We start from the raw sequence: 20,417 nt of genomic DNA, 5'->3' as shown, positions 1-20,417 counted from the left end.
TTCCTGGCCGATAGGGTTTCAGAACGACTAGTATGTTAATCGCAGTCGTAGGTCACGCCATTAGCATCGGCAATGGTGCGAATGACCGACCAGTTTTCCTGATAAGTAATCGGGATAAACTGCGCTTCACCGGAATTGGCAAACTCAGTCTCAAGAGCCGTGCCTTCCCAGTCGTAGCTGAAGAAAGCATCCTGAATTTTCTCGGCCAGCTCAGGGTTCAAGTTATTGGCCAGCCCATAGGCGGTGGTGGGGAACGTTTCAGAGGTGTAGATAATCTCGTAATCACCTTCGTTGACAACGCCACGAGAAATCATCCGCGCGCCAACAGAGTTAGCAATGGCAGCAGCTTCGTAGTCTTTGTTTACCACCCCTAAAATGGAGTTGTCATGAGAGCCGGAGAACGCAGTTTCGAAATCCTCACCAGCCTCTAGACCGTACTCGGAACGCAGCAGCGCAGAAGGCGCGCGGAAGCCAGAGTTAGACGTTTCAGAGGTAAATGCCAGCTGGCTGCCTGCCAAGTCTTCAACCGACTCAATGCCGCTGCCGGGATAAGTGATGATCTCCATCTCATAGCCAAAGCTACCGTCTTCAGCAGCCATCATGGCAAAGGGACGGAAGCCGCCGCAGTTAACTGCAACCGGTACGCCGCCCGTATTAAAACCAGCCACATGCAGGCGACCTGCGCGCAGTGCTTCCTGCTGAGCCGCGTTGGACTGAACCGGGAAGAACTGCACCCGCTTGCCGGTGGCATCGCTTAGGTGTTCGAGAAAATCCGCCCAAACATCGGCGTATACGGCGGGGTCTTCGACCGGCGTGTAGGCAAAGACCAAGGTATCCGGGTCGACCCACTGAGACTCATCGCTGGGTACGTCAGCAACCATGTCACCGTCATTATCAACATAGCGCGAAGAGAGGTCAGCGTAGGCACTAACGGCTGCTAGCGAAAACGCACTAACCACAGCAGCGCTAATCAACGTACGAGAAAACGATTGAGACAGACAGAGAGGTTGCATACATCACCTGAGCGGGTTATTTAACAATGCCGCTATGGTGGTGCCCAATCATGACAGCGAAGGGACATTAAAATGACAAGGTCATGACCCCTCAGTGACAGTTAAGTGAGTAAAAACTCTGTGCTACCTACTCCACGTTGGCACCACACAGCATCCTCGGCGCTCTACGAATAAACTGTTACCCACTATTTTTTTTGCTTGGTGCTTTAACTCGGAAAGTTGCGCGGCAATGTCTAGCGCCTTGCAGCTAGTGGTATCAGTGACCGGCTTAACAGCAATAGAAACACTTACAAAAGGAATAAACATCACCGCACCCTGGCGGTTTTCTATATGGATTCCCCCTTGCTGACGGTCTGCCTCTTCATAAAACCCGGGCGCCATCACTTCAAAAGAGTGCAATATTTGCTGGCAAACGCCCTCCCACTGCTCTAAGGGAAGCAGCATCATAAAGTCATCACCACCAATATGACCGATAAACCCGCCAGCGCTCTCTACCTGCGCCTGAAGCAGACGTGACAAGGAAATAATCACGTGATCGCCACGGGCATAGCCATAAGCATCGTTAAATGCTTTGAAATTATCTAAATCAACGTAGGCGGCCGCAAACCCTTCGCGCTGATCGAGATAAGTGACCAACGTTTCGTTTATCAGAATATTACCCGGCAATCCGGTAAGCGGATTGGCATGACGGGCCTGACGCACCTGAATGGCGGTAATTTCGCGCAATAGGTCCACAATAGTCCCCATTCCCAGATAGCAACCGCGACTATCCACAATAACGAAATCTTCCTGCTCGATATCGCGGCTATCGGTTAGCTGCTGGCTAAGCGCCTCAAGAGACAAATCTGCGTCGGCCACTAGCATTTTAGGGTCCGCAATCTCTAACACCTGACGCTTTGCATACAACGCGTGGCTATAGGGGTTGGTAAATAGCGTTAAAAACGCATTGCGACGCACCACGGCTATTGGCACGCCATCTTCTACCACCGCCACACAGCGTAGGGTTGTAACATCACGAAATCGCTCGGCAAGCTCTGGTACGGAGCACGCCGGCGACACAGCACTTATCGAACGTAAAATAGAGTGGGCGGTGCGCCCCGCCGGGCCTTTTAGCTGTGTCGTGGCAGGCAGCAGCATGTGCAGCTGCAAGGGCGGCTGAAGACTGGGTCGTGCAAAGTAAAACCCCTGAAGCAACGCCAACCCTCGGTCTAATTCCCATAGACAAAGGTGCTCAGCGGCAGTCTCAACTCCCTCAGCAATTAGTTGGCAGTCTAAGCTGCGCGCTACATCGAGAATTGAGCGTAAGAACTCACGCTTAGCAGGCTCTTGATCAATGCCAGAAATAAAGTGGCGGTCTAGTTTGACGAAATCAGGACGTAGTTCAGACCAATGGCGCAAACTGGAATGGCCAGCCCCTAAGTCATCTAGCGCCACTTGAAAGCCCATGTCGCGATAGTGGGCTACTGCTTGACGCATCAGCTCGTAATCATGAATAGGCACATGTTCAGTCAGCTCGATCACTACCCGCTCTGGGGGCAAGCCGCTCTCTTGAATGAAACTCAACGTTAAGCCTTCACGGAAGTCACGCTCAACAATCGTCAGCGGCATCACGTTCAGAAACAGCAATCCCGGCAGTTCAAGTTCTGCAAAACGCTGAATCGCTAGTCGTCGACACAGTAAATCCAGTTCGACTAACAATCCTGCCTGAGTCGCCACCTCAAACAGGCGTAACGGCGAGTGTAGCGGCGATGTTTTCGGGCCACGAATAAGGGCTTCATAGCCATAAATAGCCTGTTGATTGGCATTCACAATGGGCTGAAACAACACATGCAGCTCTTCTGCTGCAATAATCTGGTTCAACCACTGTGCTTCTTGTGCGGTCATATACCTGCTGCCCTATCAAACGTCGCCTGTTCCTTTGATTGTTATAGCTCCAGCTGATTTTAAAGCGCCATCAGGAAAGCATTCGGACAGCAATCGTGCGACATTTCCATGTCGTTTGTATGACACTACGACCAACAGCAGCGGACTAAGAGCGCGGGAGTTCTGACGGTGGAAACACCACATCACCGCCATCGACGTCTAGCTGGCGAATATCCGTTGGGTGGCCCTGTTCATCCAGGCTTACCAACCCAATCCCACTGGCATTCCATAGCCGCTCTCCGGCGCTAGCCCGGTCTGGGTCGCGGGGGTGAATACTTAGCTTGCGGCGCTTGGTGAACCAGTTGAGCGGCGATAACGGCGCATAGAGCCAACGGTTCAATCGGTCAAACGTGTTCAACAGCTGTTGGGGAAACGTATTTTTGATCCCACTGGAGGTAATTTGCCAAAGATGCGGTGCCTGCTTTTGACGACGTACAACAATATCGTAGGCAAATGAATAGTGGACGTCGCCAGATAAAATCACGTAGTTACCCGGCGTTTTTGAGTGCCGCCAAATATGCAGTAGTACATTGGCAGCCCCGCGATGCGCCATCCAGTTTTCAGCGTCCACCACCAACGGCTTGCCCGCCAAGGTAAACAGCTTTTGAATGATCTCTATCAGCTTGACCCCAAACATCGGGGCTGGGGAAACGATAACGGCGCTTTTAGTACCCAGTAACGCTTGCTGCATTTCCATCAGCGCCTCCCAGTCCATTAAACCCGAAGGACGGCTAGGGTTACGCTCACTACGCCAACGGCGGGTGCGCGTATCCAGCACGATTAGGGCAGGTGTGCCAGGCACCTGGTACTCCCAGCCCTGAAAGCGCAGTAACCGCTCGATGAAATTATCCTGGGCGCTCGCGTTAAGCGAGCTATCCTCTTCAAATAGTGTCGAGGATTGAAGCAACAGCGGATTAAGCTTATCCGGTGCATTGCCCCATCCCTGACACAATAAATAAGCCACTAACGCATTGCCGATAATACGCTTGGAAAACGGATGGCCGTAGGCACAGCGCTCCCAGTCAGCGGTCAAGTTCCAGTCATCGGTGACATCGTGATCATCAAAGATCATCAGGCTGGGAACGTGGGCCATTAGCCGTGCGCACTGGGGCAGCCCGGCAACAAAGTCGTCAATCACCATCTGCTCTTGCTGATAGGCGTCCGTTTCTTTGTCACCCAACGCTGGCGGTCCAACAGCAATGAGTTGCCAGGGCGTTGGAGACCATACCAGGCAGTACATGGCGAGCATTTCTGCCAGTGTCACTAAGTGGTTTTGCGCATTTGCGGAGGTAAACACAGGCTTTTTAACGCCGCCAAAGAAACGCTCACGCAGCGCAGCGTTACTGGTCACATCCGGCAACAGCGCTTCACGGTGATAATAGCTTTCGGGGGCGGCGTAAAGCGCTTGACTGTCATCTACCGTGGCTCCTTCCAACTGCTCATCTACCAATCCCAAACGCTCAATCAGTGCGTGTACCGCACGCAGCATCGGGCCAGCAACATCATCAACATAGACTTGGTCACCGGTCATCAGCAGCCAGGCTGGCCACTCTTTAGGGGTTGATTGGCGTTCGGCTAACCAGGTATCTGCCCGTACCAAACCATCGGCGCTGTTGTGATGGGGTTTACGGCACGAACCGTGCATCAACCGGTGATGCCGAGAGGCCAGCACAAAGCCTGGATACGCTTCGCCCTCATGACATAACCAGGGCGCCCAATCCGGCAGGCGTTGCCATTCGCCTTGGGTACCCTGTACCTGCAGATCGTAGGCAATTCGCTCATCGGTGGGCAGTGCGGTCGGCAAGCTCAGGTCAATAAAATGAATATAGGCGTGCTGGCCAATCGCCACGCATTGATGCGACTTATCCAATGGGTGCGTCTGGACACCCACTTGCTCAGGGTAAAGCACCAGTTGCATGGTTAGCGGCCGGGTCGCGACTAGCCACAGCACTAGCCGCGAAGGCGAAAGGCGACGCAGCAGTGGCCCCACCAGTACGTCCGGCAATGTCTTGGCGATTTGCGTCATGTCATTGTCTCTTGGTTAGGTCATGCATAGTAGCTACCGAGCAACCACAGGTAATTCAACAACCACCTCTAATCCACCCGCCTGGGCACGTTGCAGATGCATTTGCCCTTGATACAGCGCGACAAGATCCGTCACGATGGCCAGCCCAAGTCCACTACCAGAACGTTGCTCATCGAGACGTTTGCCGCGCTGCACAGCGGCTTGGCACTCCTGTGCGGACATACCGGGGCCATCATCGCTCACTCGTAGCGACAGCCGTTGGCCATCGGTTTGCAAACGAATGCTCACATCGCTTGCCGCCCAGCGAAGTGCGTTGTCCAACAGGTTACCGACGATTTCCTGAAGATCCTGCCCATCCATATGGACGCGCGCACTGCTGTCTATGTGTTGCTGCAGGCGAATATGACGGCGCTGCGCAAGACGTGTAAGCCCAGTAATCAGCGCCGCCAACGTATCCTGAACGGCAATTGGGGCGAAACGCGCCCCCTCGCCAGCAGCCGATGCCCGCGCTAAGTGGTGACGCACCGCATTGTCGATGCGCGAAAGCTCAACCTCCCAATGAGCGCGGCTTTCACTGGGCAATTGCTTAACCAGCAATCGCATAACGCTTAGCGGGGTTTTTAACGCATGGGCAAGGTTACCTGCGGTATGGCGGCTTCGCTCAATCAAACGCTGGTCACGAATAAGTACGGCATTCATTGACTCCGCTAGCATCGCCAGCTCATCCGGCAGGTGGGTGTCGAGCTGCTCAGCCTGCCCTTGCTCGACGTCCCGGAGATTAGCATTCATGCGTCGCAGTGGTGCCAACCCCCAGCGTACCTGCAGCGCTAGTACACCTAACAGCAGCGCACCCAGGCCCACCAGCCCCAGCCATAAAGCTTGTTGAAATTGTCGAATATCTTCTCGCAACGCATCATCACGGGCGGCAATGCTAACATGCAGCGGGGTTTCCAACGGGGCAAGGTAAATATCTCGCTCGACAATTCGCAACTGCTGGCCTCGCGGGCCGTTCCACGTGCGAGCCGATAGGTTTGTATTATCGACAACCGGTAGGCGCTGATCCCACAGCGAGCGCGACGTTGCCGAAAGCTGGTCATGGTCGGTAATTTGCCAATACCAGCCGGAATAAACCTGTTCAAAACGCGGGTCGCCCAGTGATCGATCGTAACTTATCTGCTGGGCAATCGGGTCAAAGGTAACCCCCGCAATGATCACGTTCAGCGTTGTCTCCAAGCGTTCATCAAAGGCATGAATTGCTGACGTACGATAATGGTGAGTGAGCAGCCAACCCGCCATAGGCAACGCTAGCAACACCATTAACAGTGCCGCCAGTAGAAGACGCAACGTAATCGAACGGGTCGACCAACGCTGAGCCCAACGGGTAATAGCTGGCTTCATGCGCCGGAAGGCTCTTCAGCGAGTAAGCGATACCCCTGACCACGCAGCGTGGCAATCCGCCATGCGCCTAATTTACGCCGCAACCGGCTCACTTGAACATCAATCACGTTGGAGTCGGGCTCATGATCACGGTCATAGACATGTTCAGAGAGCTCACTGCGGCTAACCACGCGCGGGGCAGCATGCATTAAGTAGCTCAGCAGACGCGTTTCCTGGGCGGTTATGCTAACCGGCCTGCCCGCCAGCGTGACATGCTGGGTATGGGTATCCAGGCGTAGCTCACCCACTTTTAGCACGGGATGGGCATGGCCATGACTACGACGCACCAGGGCACGCAGCCGAAACATGACCTCGGCAGGTTCGAAGGGTTTCGTCACATAGTCATCGGCCCCTGCGGTAAAACCTGCCGCTTTATCAGCCCAGCGCTCGCGCGCCGTCAAAATCAGTACTGGCAGATCAATGCCGTCTTCACGCCACGCAGAGAGCCAGCGCGTGCCTTCACCATCGGGTAGCCCCACATCAAGGATGACCGTGTCATAGGCTTCCGTGCGCACTAGAAAATCGGCTTCCTGGCCATTTTCCGCATGCTCTACCAGCCAATCACCCTCCCGTAGCGCTTGAATAAGCTCACGGGCGAGCGCCTGGTCGTCCTCTACCAGTAAACACTTCATGAATAGCTACCTTATTGGCGGCGCATCTCGTTAATACGCACACCTTCTATTTTCATTAACTGTCCACTATGGCCATCAAACTCAAACTCAACCACTTGATTCTGAGCGCCCAGCAGTTTGATCTCATACTCTACATGACCATCCTCACGCTCGACCTCTACTTCTATTACCTCGCCGATATAATTAGCCTCAAGCCAGTCCAAAATGGACTCTAAGGGCACGACATCGCCTCGCTGCACTTCACTGTGCAACGCTTCCCAGGGCTGATCACCAATGGCACTACCGGCCGGTGCAATAGCAAACATCGCGACAACGACGTTCACAGGCAGCGCTTTGCGCAAGCGCATGCGTGGCAGGCGCTGCCAATAACGTGAAAGGGTGAGCGTGAGGGGCATCTTTTTCATCGTACTAGAATGCCAAAAGCAACATGAACGTTAGATGAATGGCTTTGTCAGCTTACGGAAAGAACCGCGGTGTTATAACTGTTTTGCCTTATGACGAATGCTGTCTCATTCAACAGACGACGTCATTCAACAAACCAAGAAGGAATTTGATATGAACGCTATGAAAAAAATGTTGCTGATCCCGACCTCCGCGCTGCTGTTCACTGCGGCTGCAGGTAGCGTGCAAGCGGATACATTGCCGGTTGATCAGATTGATAGTGTGCTAACCCATGCCACTGACTATGGGTTCACCCATTACGAAGAGATCAGTATTAAGAGCCGTGGCCGTGCCGAGGTTGAAGGCTGGCTTGATGACGAATGGTACGCTGACATTGAATTTTCCATCGATAGTGGCGAAACACTGCAAGAAGAGCGTGAGCGTTTAATTACCGGTGCCTGGGGCATGAGTGAAGATGATATTCGCCAAGCACTCGAGGTAGCAAGCCAAGAGGGTATGAGCGAATTTGAAGATATCGACATTGATAAAAGCGGCATGATTGATGTTGAAGGCCGCGATGAAAATGGCCGTGAAATAGAAATCAGTCTACGCCAAGGCTCCTTTCAAGTAAGCGAAATTGACCGCGATTAACTGAATAGCACAATCCAGCATTAACTAAAGCAAACCATTATGCGGGCCACTTAGGCCCGCTTTTGTTGGCAGTTCATAATGTTTGATACAACAAATAAGCGGCGTAAGTTACTTTTTTAATTAGCCCGTGGGACATTACCAGCAACGCGCTGTAATGTGGTACGCATCATCAATAGTCATTGACTGTGTACTTCTGGGAGATGCCTTTGACGCTACCCACCACCGCAGAAGGCGTAAGCGACCGCCTAGAACATTCGGTATTGCGTGATCTTTCGTGGTTGCTCGCCACGCCTGATTTGATTGAGCTAACGGGGCCGACTACCTATCCAGGCAGGCCAACACGCCAGGAGCTTGGCTTAGTAGATTCAATTGATGACTGGTTGGCGAGTCTTTCGTCACTAGTGAGAACGCTAGATGGCCAACTGGCGACGCGCATGGGGCACTACCATGAGCGGCTGTGGCACCTGATGTTAGATAACGCGCCCAACACACGACTGCTCGCCAAGAACCTGCGTATTACCCAGCGGCGCAATACCCTGGGAGAACTGGATATGCTCTATCGAACACGGGACAACCCCAACCCCATCCATTTGGAAGTGGCGATAAAGTTCTATCTTGGCCTACCCGAAGGGCCTGGCGATGCTACCTGCCAAAGCCGCTGGATTGGCCCTGGCGGGCTGGATAGCCTAGCGCTGAAATGTAGCCATCTGCGCCATCATCAGTTGCCAATTTCGCGCACTGCCACCGCACAAGCGATCATCGCCCACTGGCTAGCGCCTAGAGATATAGGCCCCGCTCCACCACTCCATCACCCACTGACGCAGCGCCTAGCGATGCCCGGCGTACTGTTTTATCCCTGGCACGCAACGTTACCGCCGCCCAGCGGTGCAACGGTCGATCATCGACGCGGTAAGTGGTGTTATCTAAGGGATTGGCCGCAATTCGCAGCCCAGCGAAGCGAGACACTAAAAATGGCATGGCTAGAGAAGCCTCACTGGCTAGCACCGCCGCCATTGGCTAGGTTCTACTCTGCCAAGAAACATATGGCAGACGTGACACCCCTCATCCATCGCTACGGGCCGCAGCAAGTAGTGCTATACGACCCTCAGGCAAAAGCATTAACTGAGGAAAAGCCGTTTGAGCGGCTAGTCATCGTGCCTGATGACTGGCCACGCCAAGTACCGCTACCGCCCCGTACTCGCGATTAAACAACCAGCTCGTTAAACAACCACCAAGTTATCGCGATGGATCAGCTCGTGAGCCTCCACGTAACCCAGAATTGCTTCAATCTGGTGGCTCGGCTGGCCCGCTAACTGACGGGCTTCATCCGCGCCGTAGTTCACCAATCCTTTGGCCACGCGTGCGCCCTGCTCATCCACGCACAGCACCATATCACCACGCTTAAAGCTGCCCTGCACTTCACGTACGCCCACCGCCAACAGGCTAGAGCCTTTGCCACGCAGTACATTGACAGCCCCGGCATCCAGCACCAAGGTGCCACGCACCTGCAACTGACCTGCCAGCCAGCGCTTGCGAGCAGCGATTGGCGCTTGAGCTGGGCGCAACAGAGTACCCAGCGCCTCGCCTGCCATGATGCGGGAAATAACGTCCGGCTGGCGGCCACTGGCAATCACCGTGACCGCACCGGAACGGGCAGCCAATTGCGCAGCACGTATTTTGGTGCTCATGCCGCCGCGGCCCAAGGCGCCTCCAATACCAGCAACAGCGGCTAAGCGCGGGTCGTCGGCACGGCCTTCAGCAATCATTTTGGCATTGGGGTCGTGGCGAGGGTCGGCGTCAAACAGCCCCTCCTGATCGGTGAGCAGTAGCAGTGCATCGGCTTCTAACAGATTAGCTACCAGCGCGCCAAGCGTATCGTTATCGCCAAAGCGAATCTCATCAGTGACCACGGTATCGTTTTCGTTGATTACCGGCACCACACGCATCTCAACTAAGGTACGCAGCGCTGACAACGCGTTGAGATAGCGCTTGCGGTTGGAAAGGTCATCGTGGGTGAGCAGAATCTGGGCCGTTAACATACCGTGGCGAGCAAAATGCTGCTCGTAGCACTGGGTGAGACCGTTTTGGCCTACCGCCGCAGCAGCCTGAAGCTCATGAACGGCACTGGGGCGAGCCTGCCACCCCAGGCGCACCATGCCCGCCGCTACGGCACCCGAGGATACCAGCACAACTTCTTTGCCCTGCTGATGCAGCGTGGCAATCTGGTCGACCCAGCCACCAATGGCCGGCTCATCCAAGCCTCGGCCATCGTTGGTGAGCAGCGCGCTACCAATTTTAACCACCACCCGGCGGGCGCTGCTTAACGCCTCACGGCCGGGCAACTGCTCATTGCTTTCCACGTCGCGACTCTCCCAAGCCATTCCGCTCACGCGTTTGATTCCGTTAACCCTGCTGACGCCACCCATTCGGCCGACGGATCGGTTATGGGGCGTACTCTACCTCGACATCATAATCATCATCGTCAAAGTCGTCGTCATCTTCATCGTCGTCGTCACGCTTACGGCGACGGCCAAGACGCGCTTCCGTACGGGCCACTGATTCTTCTTCCATGCGGCGGCGCATTTCCTGCTCGCGGGCATGGGCTTCTTCATCTTCATTTTCTAGGCGCTGCTGCTCAGTCAGCCAGCGATACGCTGCCTGCACAAGCTTGTCAGTGCCGTCGCTGCTGATTGCCGAGATGCGGAATACCGGGCCATCCCAGTTCAGCGCTTGGATAATCGCCTCGGCGCGGGCTTCACGCTCATCTTCCGGCAGCAGATCAAACTTATTCAACACTAACCAACGCGGCCGCTCAGAAAGCGCCGGCGAGAACTGGCCTAGCTCATGAATAATCGCCTGCGCCGCTTCCACGGGGTCAGACTCGTCAAACGGCGCCACATCCACCACGTGGAACAGCAAACGTGTACGGGTCAGGTGCTTCAAGAAACGCAGCCCCAAGCCCGCGCCATCAGAGGCACCCTCAATCAGACCTGGCACATCGGCCATCACAAAGTGCTCGTGCATCCCCAGCTTCACAACACCCAGGTTGGGCACCAGGGTAGTGAACGGATAGTTCGCCACTTTGGGTTTAGCCGCGGATACCGAACGGATCAGCGTAGACTTGCCCGCATTCGGCATACCCAGCAGGCCGACGTCGGCCATTACCTTCATTTCCAGACGCAGGTTGCGGCGGTCGCCTTCGGTGCCCGGCGTGGTGCGGCGAGGCGCACGGTTGGTCGAAGATTTAAAGTGAATATTGCCCAACCCACGGCGACCACCTTCGGCCACCAGTACCACCTGACCGATATCGGTGACATCGGCGATCACCTCAAGGGTGTCCTCATCGATCACCGTGGTGCCCACCGGCACTTTCACATGCAGGTCTTCACCAGCTTTACCGCTCATTTGGCGGCCCATGCCGCCCTGGCCGTTTTCAGCTTTGTAAAAACGCTGAAACTTGAAATCAATCAAGGTATTCAGTGAATCGTCACCAATCAGGTAGACGCTGCCACCATGGCCACCATCGCCACCATCAGGGCCACCTTTGGGCACATATTTTTCGCGGCGAAAGCTCAGACAGCCATTGCCGCCTTTACCTGCCTCAACAATAATCGAGGCTTCATCGACGAACTGCATTGGATTCTCCCGGCCGCTTCCGCCGCCCTAACTGCAATATCCCGCCCATTAATAACAGGCAAAAGGGATCGAAAAGACAAAAAAGCCCCGCCATGGCGGGGCTTTTATTTCGTCATCTTCGCTCTGCGCAACAGCTGTTGCTTAGGCAGAAACGATGCTAACGAATTTACGGTTGTTCGGACCTTTGGTCTCGAACTTCACGAAGCCGTCGTTCAAAGCGAACAGCGTGTGATCACGGCCCAGGCCAACGCCAGTGCCTGCGTGGAAACGAGTGCCACGCTGACGAACGATGATGCTACCCGCGCTGGCTGCTTGGCCACCGAAGAGTTTCACACCTAAGCGTTTGGACTCGGAATCGCGACCGTTACGCGTGGAGCCGGCTGCCTTTTTATGTGCCATTGCAAAATCCTCCTTAAGGGAATCGACTGCTTACGCAGAAATTCCGGTAATTTTGACTTCAGTGAACCACTGACGGTGGCCCTGACGCTTCATGCTGTGCTTCCGGCGACGGAACTTGATGATCGTTACTTTATCGCCACGGCCGTGGGAAACGATTTCAGCGGAAACTTTGGCACCGCTTACTAAAGGTGCGCCAACGTTGACGTCATCGCCGTCTGCAACCAACAGCACTTCATCAAACTCAATCGTTTCGCCGGTAGCGACTTCGATTTTTTCGAGCTTGAGGGTTTGACCTTCTTGAACGCGGTACTGTTTGCCACCGCTTTTAATAACTGCGTACATGTCGCTCTCCGGACTTGTCGTTAATGCCGATTACGCCCCGCGTAATCAACGCTCATCGCCTTCCGCTCTTATCGACCTGCTGCGAGTGGCGCCCCTTTTGGCAGCCATCTGACAGGGAGCATGATGAGTGGGTCGCGAATTATAGCGACTATCGCGGTTTACCACAAGACTACGGGGCATTGTCAATCACACATCACACCACGAACGTCTATCACTACCTTGACGCCTCACAGACAGCCCCATAGCATGGCCCCAACTATCCTACCCCCGCGATGAACGGAACCCATGACAGCCAACGTCTCTCAAACCCCGCCTGCCAGCCCAACGCCTTCACCGCTGCACGCCGTGGTGGCCGATGACTTTGACGCCGTAAACCGGACCATTGTCGCGCAATTGAATTCCAAAGTGCCGCTGGTAGAAACCATCGGCCAATATATTATTGAAAGCGGCGGCAAGCGTCTGCGTCCTTTACTCGTGCTGCTGGCTGCCCGGTCACTGGGCTATGAGGGCGACAAACACATCACCCTGGCCACGCTGATCGAATTTATGCACACCTCCACGCTGCTGCACGACGATGTGGTCGATGAATCGCACATGCGGCGTGGCAAAAAAACCGCCAACGATGCCTGGGGTAACGCGCCGTCAGTCCTGGTGGGAGACTTCCTCTATTCGCGCTCGTTTCAAATGATGGTGGACGTAGGATCGATGCGCATTATGTCGATTCTATCCGGCGCGACCTGCGTGATTGCCGAAGGCGAAGTACTGCAGCTAACCAATATCGGTAACCCCAGCATTTCTGAAGCGGATTACTTTGAAACCATTCAAGGTAAAACAGCGATGCTGTTTGAAGCGGCCTCCCACAGCGGTGCCGTGCTTGCCGACGCCACACCTGAGCAAGAGCGCGCCCTGCAGTACTACGGCCGCTATTTAGGTCTCGCCTTCCAGCTCATCGACGACCTGCTGGATTACCAAGGCGACGCCGAGGCCATGGGCAAAAATGTCGGCGACGACCTGGCAGAAGGCAAACCTACCCTGCCACTGATTCATGCTATGGAGCGCGGCACGCCTGAACAAGCCAAGCTAATCCGCCAAGTGATTCGCAAGGGCGGGCTGGAACAGCTCGACGAGGTGCTTGAGATCATCAACGCCACCGGCGCGCTGGAATATACCCGCGCGCGGGCGGTTGAGATGGCCGATAAAGCCCTGGCCGAACTTGATGCCCTGCCACCCAGCCCCTATCGCGATAGCATGGCTAACATCGCTCGGTTAGCGGTTGATCGCAAAGCATAAAGTCTGCGCAACAAAGCAACCCAGCGCGAAAAAAGGGACTTGAAAAAAACCCTTCGCCTGCGTATGATTCGCTCCGTTGTTGAGCAGTGCTAAGCACTGCTTGGCACTGTTGCAACAATATTCGGAATATAGCTCAGCTTGGTAGAGCGCTGCCTTCGGGAGGCAGAGGTCGTAGGTTCGAATCCTGCTATTCCGACCAAAGAATTCAATGAAAACGGCCACTTGCTCTAAGAGCTAAGTGGCCGTTTTTGTTTGCTTCTCACCCTACCCTGGCGGGTGGATCAGCCCCACCACACTGACCAAGATCAGTACGACTCCCAGTACGCGGAAGAACAGCCCGGTGTCTGCTTTTAGCATGTAGCGGTGGGCTTTTTCGCCTAACAAATGGCCGATAAATGCGCAGGGCAGTAGCCATAGTTGATGAATCAGTTGGAGGTCGACGCCGGCGATGATAAACGACGCCATCTTGATCATCACCAGGATAAACCACAGCACAAACATGGTATCGCGCAGCTGCTCTTTAGCGACGTGAGTGGCGAATACCGCGACAATCAGCGGCGCGCCAATCAACGAGGTGCCACTGACATAGCCACCGAGAGCAAGCAGCACGATATCGACGTATTTGTTGTTACTTCTAAACGGCTTATTCAGCACATAGCCAATGGCATAAATGATCACAATGCCGAAAATAATGTTGGTCATGATCTGAGAGGGCAGCGTTAACAACCCCACCACCCCGATCAACTTAGGCACGATCATGATTTTCAGGGCTTTGGTTAAATAGCCCCAATCGATATTACTTTCCGGCGACGTACCTCCCACGCCCGCTTTCTGCACTTGACGATGGCCGTTCCAGGCAATCCAACTGGAAAAAATCAGCAGATGAATGGCCACAATTGGCAGAAAGACCAGCGGTTCGTTTACCACCAGCAGCAGAAAAGGCAGCGCCAGCACGGCTCCACCAAAACCAAGGCTGGTGCGAACAAAGCCGCTCCAAGCAAAAATAAGCCCGATGAGAAGGTACTGGTACCAGAGCAAATCCGTCATTGCGCGTGCATGGCCTCTAAGAAGATGAGTGGTTGCCTAGCCCCCACCAGCGTGGCAGCAATGCGCGCACCTTGGTCTGGGCAAAACGGTCGTCCATTAATATCACAACCCCTTCATCCTCGGGGCTGCGAATCACCCTTCCGGCGGCCTGCACCACTTTGATCATACCGGGTATGCGGTAGGTGTAGTCGTCGCCCTGGCCGAAACGGGTGTTCATGCGCGCTTTCAGCGCTTCGTTAAAGTCGTTAAACGGTGGCAGGCCTAAGGTGGCAATAAACGCGCCGATTAGGCGCTTGCCAGGAAGGTCGACCCCTTCGGCGAAAGCACCGCCTAGCACTGCAAAGCCGATGCCCTTACCACCCGGGGTAAAGCGCGCCAGAAAGGCGTCGCGCTCGGCTTCCTGCATTCCACGGGTTTGGGCAAACACCGGCACGCTAGGATGTACGTGCTGAAACTGCGCCATCACCTGCTCCAGATAAGCAAAGCTACTAAAAAACGCCAAATAATGGCCAGGTTGACGCTGATACTGGTCGGCCAGGACTTCCACAATAGGCGCCACAGAGGCCTCACGGTGATGATAGCGAGTGGAAATATCGGCGCGAATACGCACTTCCAACTGGCGGGCGGCAAACGGCGAGGCCACTTCCCGCCACACACTGTTTTCCGGTAACCCTAGTAAATCGCGGTAGTAATGAAACGGGGTCAGCGTGGCCGAAAACAACACTGCGCTGCTGGCAGCCTTGAAGCGTGCCGCCAGAAAATCCGCAGGAATAACATTGCGCAACCCTAGCACTGCGTCGCCTCGGCCATCACTGGCAAGGTCGCACAGAGAGTGGTCACCAAACCGCTCCGCCAAACGACAGAAGGCCAATGTGTCAAACAGCAGCTCTTGAAGCTCAACGCTTGCGGCGTCGGGGTGTTCAACCAAATAATCGGTGATCGCGCCAGCCAAGGTTTGCATCGCGGCCACTAGCTTGTTGGGCAGCGCATCAAGTAAATGGTAACGCTGTGACGCCGCCGCATTGGTGGTCACTGCCTTCGTTAGCGTCTGCCACTGCCTACCGACACGGGCTAGCGGTTTAGCAAGCGCAGGAGGTGAGCGGCGACGCAGACGGCTCAAGCGCTGCTGGGAAAGCTCGGCACTGTACATGCCCCGCGCTCGTTCAACTAAGTTGTGCGCTTCATCTATCAGCAGGCCTACCCGCCAGTCGTTGGCTTGGGCCAAACCATGCAGCAGCGCATGGCTATCAAACCAGTGATTCACATCGCCCACGACTACGTCGGCCCAGCGGGCTAGTTCCTGGCCTAGATAATACGGGCACACACTGTGGGCAAGCGCCACCTCACGCAGTCCGGCACGATCTAGCCAGCGACGTGCCACCGCGGCTTGGCGAGCGGCAGGCAAGCGGTCATAAAAACCTGCTGCTAACGGGCAAGCATCGCCTTGGCAAGCGGTGCCTGGGTACTCGCAGGCTTTTTGTCTGGCCACCAGTTCCAACACGCGCAGCGGCGATGTGAGTGCAGGCGATGAGAGGGAAGATGAAATAGGCGGTGATGAACTGGAGGTAACAAGACGCGCCAGCGCATCCAGCGCCACACGGCGGCCTGGGGTTTTCATGGTCAGAAAGGCCACCCTATCCAGCTGCTGACGGGGCATTGCAGTCAGCATTGGAAACAGCGTGCCAAGGGTTTTGCCAATGCCGGTAGGGGCTTGGGCCATTAGGCAGCGCCCGGTGCTGGCGGCTTTATAGACATCTTCCGCCAACGGGCGCTGCCCAGGGCGAAAATCAGGATAGGGAAACGTCAGCGTCGCCAGCCACTCATCGCGGCGTTGGCGATGGGCAGACTCCTGCTCTGCCCAGGCCAAAAAGCGTTGGCATTGATCGGTAAAAAACGCCTGCAGCTCGGTGGCGCTAGCTTCTTGGGTAAGCAGCGTTTCCTGGCCGCTGGTAATCTCCAGATACACTAACGCCAGCGTGACCCGCTCAAGGCCACGCTCGGCACACAGCAGCGCGCCGTATACTTTCACCTGCGCCCAGTGCAACGCACGCTGATTAGCCGCCATGCGATCTAGATTGCCACGATAGGTTTTGACCTCTTCCAAACGGTTAGCGCTGGGGTCAAAGCCGTCAGCGCGGCCCGCCACGCGAAGCCCCTGATACTCACCGGAAAGCGGCAGTTCGGCCAGGTAATCCTTGCCCCGGCGGCTAGCCACTAACCCATGCCCTTCGATACCTTCCTGAGCGCTGGGTGCTGGCGTAAAGCGGTGATCAAGATCGCCCTCCCGTGCAGTGAAATCACATAGCGTGCGCACCGCTACCCGGTAACGGCTCATTCGGCATCTTCTCGCTCAGACTCTTCTCGTTCAAACCTTTCTGGTTGAGACCCTTGTGCTTCAGATGCTGGCTGCCAGCGCACATGACATACTTCAACAGGCATGCCGTGGCGGCAAAAGAAGCTAATCCAGCGGCGTTGGTTATCTTGTAGACGATCCCCAGGCCCTTTCACTTCTATCATTTTGTAGCGTGGTTCGCCGGGCGGTGCATCCGGCATCAACTGAATCAGGTCAGGTAGGCCTGCACGGTTATGTTTAAGGTCATCTAATAGCCGCATAAAACAGGCACGCAAATGGGCAGGCGGCAAGCACTTAAGCGCAAGCGTTAACAGCTCTTCACTGACGATTCCCCAGTGAACAAAGGGCGAGGCGATGCCCTGTTTGGCGTGCCAGGTGCGCAGTATCGTGTCCTGATAGCGGCCATCGTCCAGCAGGGCCAGGCAGGCAGTGATATCGACTTGACGCTGAGAGACAAAATCCTCGCGGTATAAATCCGCTGGCCCGCTGTGAAACGGGTGAAAAAACGCGCCTGGCAGCGGTTTAAAAATGGCCGGCCAGAGCAGTAAGCCAAATAGCCCCGTCAGCAGGCTATTTTCAACGTAATACACCGGCGCGTTAGGGGTCGCCATGTAGTCAGCAACGGCACGCTCGACTGGCTGAGGGCCAGGTAAATGAAGCACATAGGTAGGCGCCTGGGCCGCTTGTTGATCAGCCCAAGCAGAATGATCAACCTGTTGGGGCAATTTGCGTGCTAAACGCGGCAGCAGCCGCATAAGGGCTTGGCTTTCGCCTTCATTTGGCTGCGCGCCAAGCGCGCTGATCGTGAGTTCATAAGCATCTGAATAACGGCCTAAACGCTCTAACACGCGCAGTCTGCGAATACGCGCATCGCTGTTATTGGCGTCAGCGTAAAGTGTTAACGCTAACTCTGCGTCGCCGCCGCGCTCGGCCTCGCGGCCAATGGCAAGCAGCAACCGCGCCCGCCGAGAAGCTAACCAACGGTTGCTGGAAGCTGGTGGCACCTCTATGGAAAGCGCTTGCGGCAACTCGCCGTCGTCCAAGCGTTCACGCAAGCGGTGAAGCGTTAAGTAAGTAGTCACTTCATTGCGGCTTTGGAACGCGCGCGACTCCGCGGTAAGCGGTACCTGCTCAAAGCGCTGCAGGCCCAACTCCGTTAGCACGAACTCTGCCCAGTCCTGGCGCAGATTGCCGAAAAACATCAGCCGAAGTCGATCACACAGCGCCATCACCGTTAGCTGCACAATCTGCGTCGTCGCCGTTGGCCACCACTGCTGAAGGGGGGCGGACACTTCTAGCGATGCTTCCAAAGCTGCTTGAAGCGCAGCTTTCGTGCTGTTGCGGGCTAGACCTGCATTGTTGATCTCGCCTGCCAATGCCTGGCGCAGTTCACTCAGTCGCAACAGGCGAAATAGCTCGCGGCTGCTTAATTGCGGGGCATTGTCTACCCATCCAAGCACCACCAACGGAGCCAAGGCCTGCTCGGCGTCACCGATTTCCGCATAGCTCAGTTTATCCAGACGAAATAATTCCCCTTTACGCATCACCATGCGCACCAATAGCGCCTGGGAGGCTTGGGGTAACGTCTCAAAATGACTAATAGCGTCGCGCTCAGCAGCACTTAATAGGTCGTAGTGGCGGGCTTCCACCCAGGCCAACACGTAACGAAAGTTCGTCAGATAGTAGAAGGGGTCATCTAAGGAGGCGGTCGCTGATGCGACAGGAACACTGTTCATCTATCCATTGTAACAGTGCTTGATGAAGCAGGTTAACCCACCCGGTGCTGATAAAGTACGTCCAGCGCATCGTCATCAGCAGCAGAGGATGACGCCTTTGATTGGGCAACGGGTTTGCGGCCGCCCACCAGCACATACCATTCCGCTTCTGTTAGGTAGTGCTGACACCAGCGGCTTAAGCCCGCGGCCACATCATCGCGAATTCGTTCGCCGCTTCGGAAAGCCTGGGCGAGATGTAACAAGTCCTGGCGAGCAGTGCGAGCACGGGCGTTGCCGCCGTGCACTTTGGAAAGTGGGCAGCGTCGATCATAGGCTGCGTTGGTTAATGCATTTAACCAACGTTCCAATTCATGCGCCTGAATACCGCCGTAAACTGCCACACTGCACTCCATGCTGAATGATGATTGAAATTTAATGAGCTCCGCCCATTAGCACTGGCGAAAAAGGGCGTTAGATTGCCCGATTGTGGTGCAACTGTCATCTTCGGGTTATTCCTGGCCACACCCAGACATAGCCTAAACCAAGACGTAACGTCCTATGTCTGTACTATACCTGCTAATCGAACGAAATGATTTGTAAACGTTAGTAATTCATTAGCGTCTCTTTCGCTTTGTGTTTAAGCGACGCCAACACTTTAGACTCATGCCATTCTGGGCGATAAACAATGCCAAAACCAAACGACAACGCAGGCATAAAAGGCAGCACCTTGACATGGTCGTGGCGCGACAGCTGATCTTTCGCAGTAATCGGGTTCATTACCGTAACACCGACCTCATTAGCTACCAGCGCGCTAATCGTGCCGATATTAGCTTCCGTTTTACCTGAAATTTTAACCCCGTGCTCGGCGACAAGTTCCAGTAGCGGGTTCGTGCTGACACTTGGCTGGTTGCTGATCACTAAATGTTGACCACGCAAATCACTGACTTCAACAACATCATGCGAGGCTAGTTCAAGCTTGTCAGGCACCAGCGCCACGGCTTCTGTCACCAGCAGTGTTTCTGTTAAGAGCTGAGGAGACGTCGCTGGCAATGTGATAAAGCCGATATCCGCATGGCTTGATTCCACCGCCGTTTGTACATCGTGGCTCGACATCATATCCAGACTAATACTTATCCGGCTGTTTTCAGCCAGTAACGCAGCGACTACCTGGGGCACAAAGCCAAAACATAGCCCGGGAATAGCGGCAATTCTCAAGCGTGATGTGCCGAACTCCTTAAGCGCCAACACACTATGGCGTAGCTCTTCAATATTGCCCATCAGCCTGAGAATCTCATCGTACAGCTCGCGTGCCTCAGGCGTTGCTAGCAAGCGGTTTTTTTCACGTAGAAAGAGCTGAATCCCCAGGTTCTCTTCAAGCTGCGCCAGCGAACGGCTCACTCCCGATTGCGTCATGCCAAGCAGGCGTGCCGTCCCTGAAGCGCTACCTACTTCATACAGCGTCTTGAAAGTTGCTAATGCTTTCAACGAGTTAATGGTGACCTCAGGCATGACTTTTACTCATTGATATTCGAAAAACGATCATATATTGAAATATAGTAACAAGCCTACCTA

Annotated in this window: 18 protein-coding genes and 1 tRNA gene; 4 read left to right on the top strand and 15 right to left on the bottom strand. The window is 54.9% G+C overall.

The features are described from left to right. Positions 1–35 precede the first annotated feature (35 nt). The 6 genes from phnD to J4377_RS01535 all read right to left on the bottom strand — a co-directional run bounded on the left by phnD (position 36) and on the right by J4377_RS01535 (position 7,435). Entirely contained in the window at positions 36–1,013 is a 978-nt protein-coding gene (phnD, locus tag J4377_RS01560; protein WP_253486435.1) for a phosphate/phosphite/phosphonate ABC transporter substrate-binding protein, read from the bottom strand. Between the two features lie 123 nt (positions 1,014–1,136). After that, on the bottom strand, positions 1,137–2,897 hold the full coding sequence (locus J4377_RS01555) for a bifunctional diguanylate cyclase/phosphodiesterase (RefSeq protein ID WP_038480592.1): 1,761 nt from the start codon (positions 2,895–2,897) through the stop codon (positions 1,137–1,139). 145 nt (positions 2,898–3,042) lie between these two features. Continuing rightward, positions 3,043–4,962, bottom strand: a complete 1,920-nt coding sequence (locus J4377_RS01550; protein WP_253486434.1) for an alkaline phosphatase D family protein — start codon at positions 4,960–4,962, stop codon at positions 3,043–3,045. Between the two features lie 33 nt (positions 4,963–4,995). Continuing rightward, on the bottom strand, positions 4,996–6,360 hold the full coding sequence (locus J4377_RS01545) for a sensor histidine kinase (protein ID WP_095604412.1): 1,365 nt from the start codon (positions 6,358–6,360) through the stop codon (positions 4,996–4,998). Further along, positions 6,357–7,031 carry a response regulator transcription factor gene (locus tag J4377_RS01540; RefSeq protein WP_038480583.1) on the bottom strand — a complete coding sequence of 225 codons (675 nt, stop codon included), beginning with the start codon at positions 7,029–7,031 and terminating at the stop codon, positions 6,357–6,359. Before J4377_RS01540 ends, J4377_RS01545 begins: the two co-directional genes overlap by 4 nt. 11 nt (positions 7,032–7,042) lie before the next feature. Further along, positions 7,043–7,435, bottom strand: a complete 393-nt coding sequence (locus J4377_RS01535) for a PepSY domain-containing protein (RefSeq protein ID WP_370687193.1) — start codon at positions 7,433–7,435, stop codon at positions 7,043–7,045. Between the two features lie 151 nt (positions 7,436–7,586). Here J4377_RS01535 and J4377_RS01530 point away from each other — a divergent pair, with 151 nt between their 5' ends. Further along, a complete protein-coding gene (locus J4377_RS01530; protein ID WP_038480578.1) occupies positions 7,587–8,063 on the top strand; it encodes a PepSY domain-containing protein in 477 nt (158 codons plus the stop codon). Between the two features lie 206 nt (positions 8,064–8,269). Further along, positions 8,270–9,271 carry a DUF1853 family protein gene (locus J4377_RS01525; protein ID WP_253486433.1) on the top strand — a complete coding sequence of 334 codons (1,002 nt, stop codon included), beginning with the start codon at positions 8,270–8,272 and terminating at the stop codon, positions 9,269–9,271. 12 nt (positions 9,272–9,283) lie between these two features. On the opposite strand, the gene proB is transcribed toward J4377_RS01525, so the two are convergent. The 4 genes from proB to rplU all read right to left on the bottom strand — a co-directional run bounded on the left by proB (position 9,284) and on the right by rplU (position 12,440). Then, on the bottom strand, positions 9,284–10,444 hold the full coding sequence (proB, locus tag J4377_RS01520) for a glutamate 5-kinase (RefSeq protein WP_253488091.1): 1,161 nt from the start codon (positions 10,442–10,444) through the stop codon (positions 9,284–9,286). A 61-nt stretch (positions 10,445–10,505) separates the two neighbouring features. Further along, positions 10,506–11,699: an Obg family GTPase CgtA gene (gene cgtA / locus J4377_RS01515; RefSeq protein WP_038480572.1), complete on the bottom strand. Its 1,194-nt coding sequence runs from the start codon at positions 11,697–11,699 to the stop codon at positions 10,506–10,508. Positions 11,700–11,840: 141 nt separating this feature from the next. Further along, positions 11,841–12,098 carry a 50S ribosomal protein L27 gene (gene rpmA / locus J4377_RS01510; protein WP_009097313.1) on the bottom strand — a complete coding sequence of 86 codons (258 nt, stop codon included), beginning with the start codon at positions 12,096–12,098 and terminating at the stop codon, positions 11,841–11,843. Positions 12,099–12,128: 30 nt separating this feature from the next. Further along, entirely contained in the window at positions 12,129–12,440 is a 312-nt protein-coding gene (rplU, locus tag J4377_RS01505) for a 50S ribosomal protein L21 (RefSeq protein WP_009723801.1), read from the bottom strand. A gap of 285 nt (positions 12,441–12,725) precedes the next feature. Between rplU and ispB the strand changes: the two genes are divergently transcribed. Together ispB and J4377_RS01495 are read left to right on the top strand one after the other, a co-directional pair. Next, complete coding sequence (ispB, locus tag J4377_RS01500; protein WP_253486432.1) at positions 12,726–13,730, top strand: octaprenyl diphosphate synthase; 1,005 nt, start codon at positions 12,726–12,728, stop codon at positions 13,728–13,730. Positions 13,731–13,852: 122 nt separating this feature from the next. Continuing rightward, positions 13,853–13,929: transfer RNA gene (locus tag J4377_RS01495), tRNA-Pro, on the top strand. 65 nt (positions 13,930–13,994) lie between these two features. Here J4377_RS01495 and J4377_RS01490 read toward each other — a convergent pair. The 5 genes from J4377_RS01490 to J4377_RS01470 form a co-directional block, all read right to left on the bottom strand. Next, complete coding sequence (locus tag J4377_RS01490) at positions 13,995–14,777, bottom strand: sulfite exporter TauE/SafE family protein (RefSeq protein WP_253486431.1); 783 nt, start codon at positions 14,775–14,777, stop codon at positions 13,995–13,997. Between the two features lie 16 nt (positions 14,778–14,793). Beyond that, on the bottom strand, positions 14,794–17,112 hold the full coding sequence (locus tag J4377_RS01485; protein ID WP_253486430.1) for an ATP-dependent DNA helicase: 2,319 nt from the start codon (positions 17,110–17,112) through the stop codon (positions 14,794–14,796). After that, entirely contained in the window at positions 17,109–18,866 is a 1,758-nt protein-coding gene (locus tag J4377_RS01480; RefSeq protein WP_253486429.1) for a VRR-NUC domain-containing protein, read from the bottom strand. The genes J4377_RS01485 and J4377_RS01480 overlap by 4 nt, the downstream gene beginning before the upstream one ends. A gap of 32 nt (positions 18,867–18,898) precedes the next feature. Beyond that, entirely contained in the window at positions 18,899–19,246 is a 348-nt protein-coding gene (locus tag J4377_RS01475) for a hypothetical protein (RefSeq protein WP_038480555.1), read from the bottom strand. A 202-nt stretch (positions 19,247–19,448) separates the two neighbouring features. After that, on the bottom strand, positions 19,449–20,354 hold the full coding sequence (locus tag J4377_RS01470; RefSeq protein ID WP_253486428.1) for a LysR family transcriptional regulator: 906 nt from the start codon (positions 20,352–20,354) through the stop codon (positions 19,449–19,451). Positions 20,355–20,417: the final 63 nt, after the last annotated feature.

This window comes from Halomonas sp. XH26, from assembly GCF_024138895.1.
In the GTDB taxonomy this organism is placed as follows: Bacteria; Pseudomonadota; Gammaproteobacteria; order Pseudomonadales; family Halomonadaceae; genus Vreelandella; species Vreelandella alkaliphila.
Note: the sequence above shows the minus strand (reverse complement) of the source record. Positions and strands in the feature narration are given on the sequence as shown.

Coding starts and splice junctions, on each gene's coding strand:
- J4377_RS01470 (WP_253486428.1), bottom strand. CDS start 20,354: ATGCCTGAGGTCACCATTAACTCGTTGAAAGCATTAGCAACTTTCAAG.
- cgtA (WP_038480572.1), bottom strand. CDS start 11,699: ATGCAGTTCGTCGATGAAGCCTCGATTATTGTTGAGGCAGGTAAAGGC.
- J4377_RS01480 (WP_253486429.1), bottom strand. CDS start 18,866: ATGAACAGTGTTCCTGTCGCATCAGCGACCGCCTCCTTAGATGACCCC.
- J4377_RS01550 (WP_253486434.1), bottom strand. CDS start 4,962: ATGACGCAAATCGCCAAGACATTGCCGGACGTACTGGTGGGGCCACTG.
- J4377_RS01535 (WP_370687193.1), bottom strand. CDS start 7,435: ATGAAAAAGATGCCCCTCACGCTCACCCTTTCACGTTATTGGCAGCGC.
- J4377_RS01490 (WP_253486431.1), bottom strand. CDS start 14,777: ATGACGGATTTGCTCTGGTACCAGTACCTTCTCATCGGGCTTATTTTT.
- J4377_RS01540 (WP_038480583.1), bottom strand. CDS start 7,031: ATGAAGTGTTTACTGGTAGAGGACGACCAGGCGCTCGCCCGTGAGCTT.
- J4377_RS01530 (WP_038480578.1), top strand. CDS start 7,587: ATGAACGCTATGAAAAAAATGTTGCTGATCCCGACCTCCGCGCTGCTG.
- rplU (WP_009723801.1), bottom strand. CDS start 12,440: ATGTACGCAGTTATTAAAAGCGGTGGCAAACAGTACCGCGTTCAAGAA.
- J4377_RS01545 (WP_095604412.1), bottom strand. CDS start 6,360: ATGAAGCCAGCTATTACCCGTTGGGCTCAGCGTTGGTCGACCCGTTCG.
- J4377_RS01485 (WP_253486430.1), bottom strand. CDS start 17,112: ATGAGCCGTTACCGGGTAGCGGTGCGCACGCTATGTGATTTCACTGCA.
- ispB (WP_253486432.1), top strand. CDS start 12,726: ATGACAGCCAACGTCTCTCAAACCCCGCCTGCCAGCCCAACGCCTTCA.
- proB (WP_253488091.1), bottom strand. CDS start 10,444: ATGGCTTGGGAGAGTCGCGACGTGGAAAGCAATGAGCAGTTGCCCGGC.
- rpmA (WP_009097313.1), bottom strand. CDS start 12,098: ATGGCACATAAAAAGGCAGCCGGCTCCACGCGTAACGGTCGCGATTCC.
- phnD (WP_253486435.1), bottom strand. CDS start 1,013: ATGCAACCTCTCTGTCTGTCTCAATCGTTTTCTCGTACGTTGATTAGC.
- J4377_RS01555 (WP_038480592.1), bottom strand. CDS start 2,897: ATGACCGCACAAGAAGCACAGTGGTTGAACCAGATTATTGCAGCAGAA.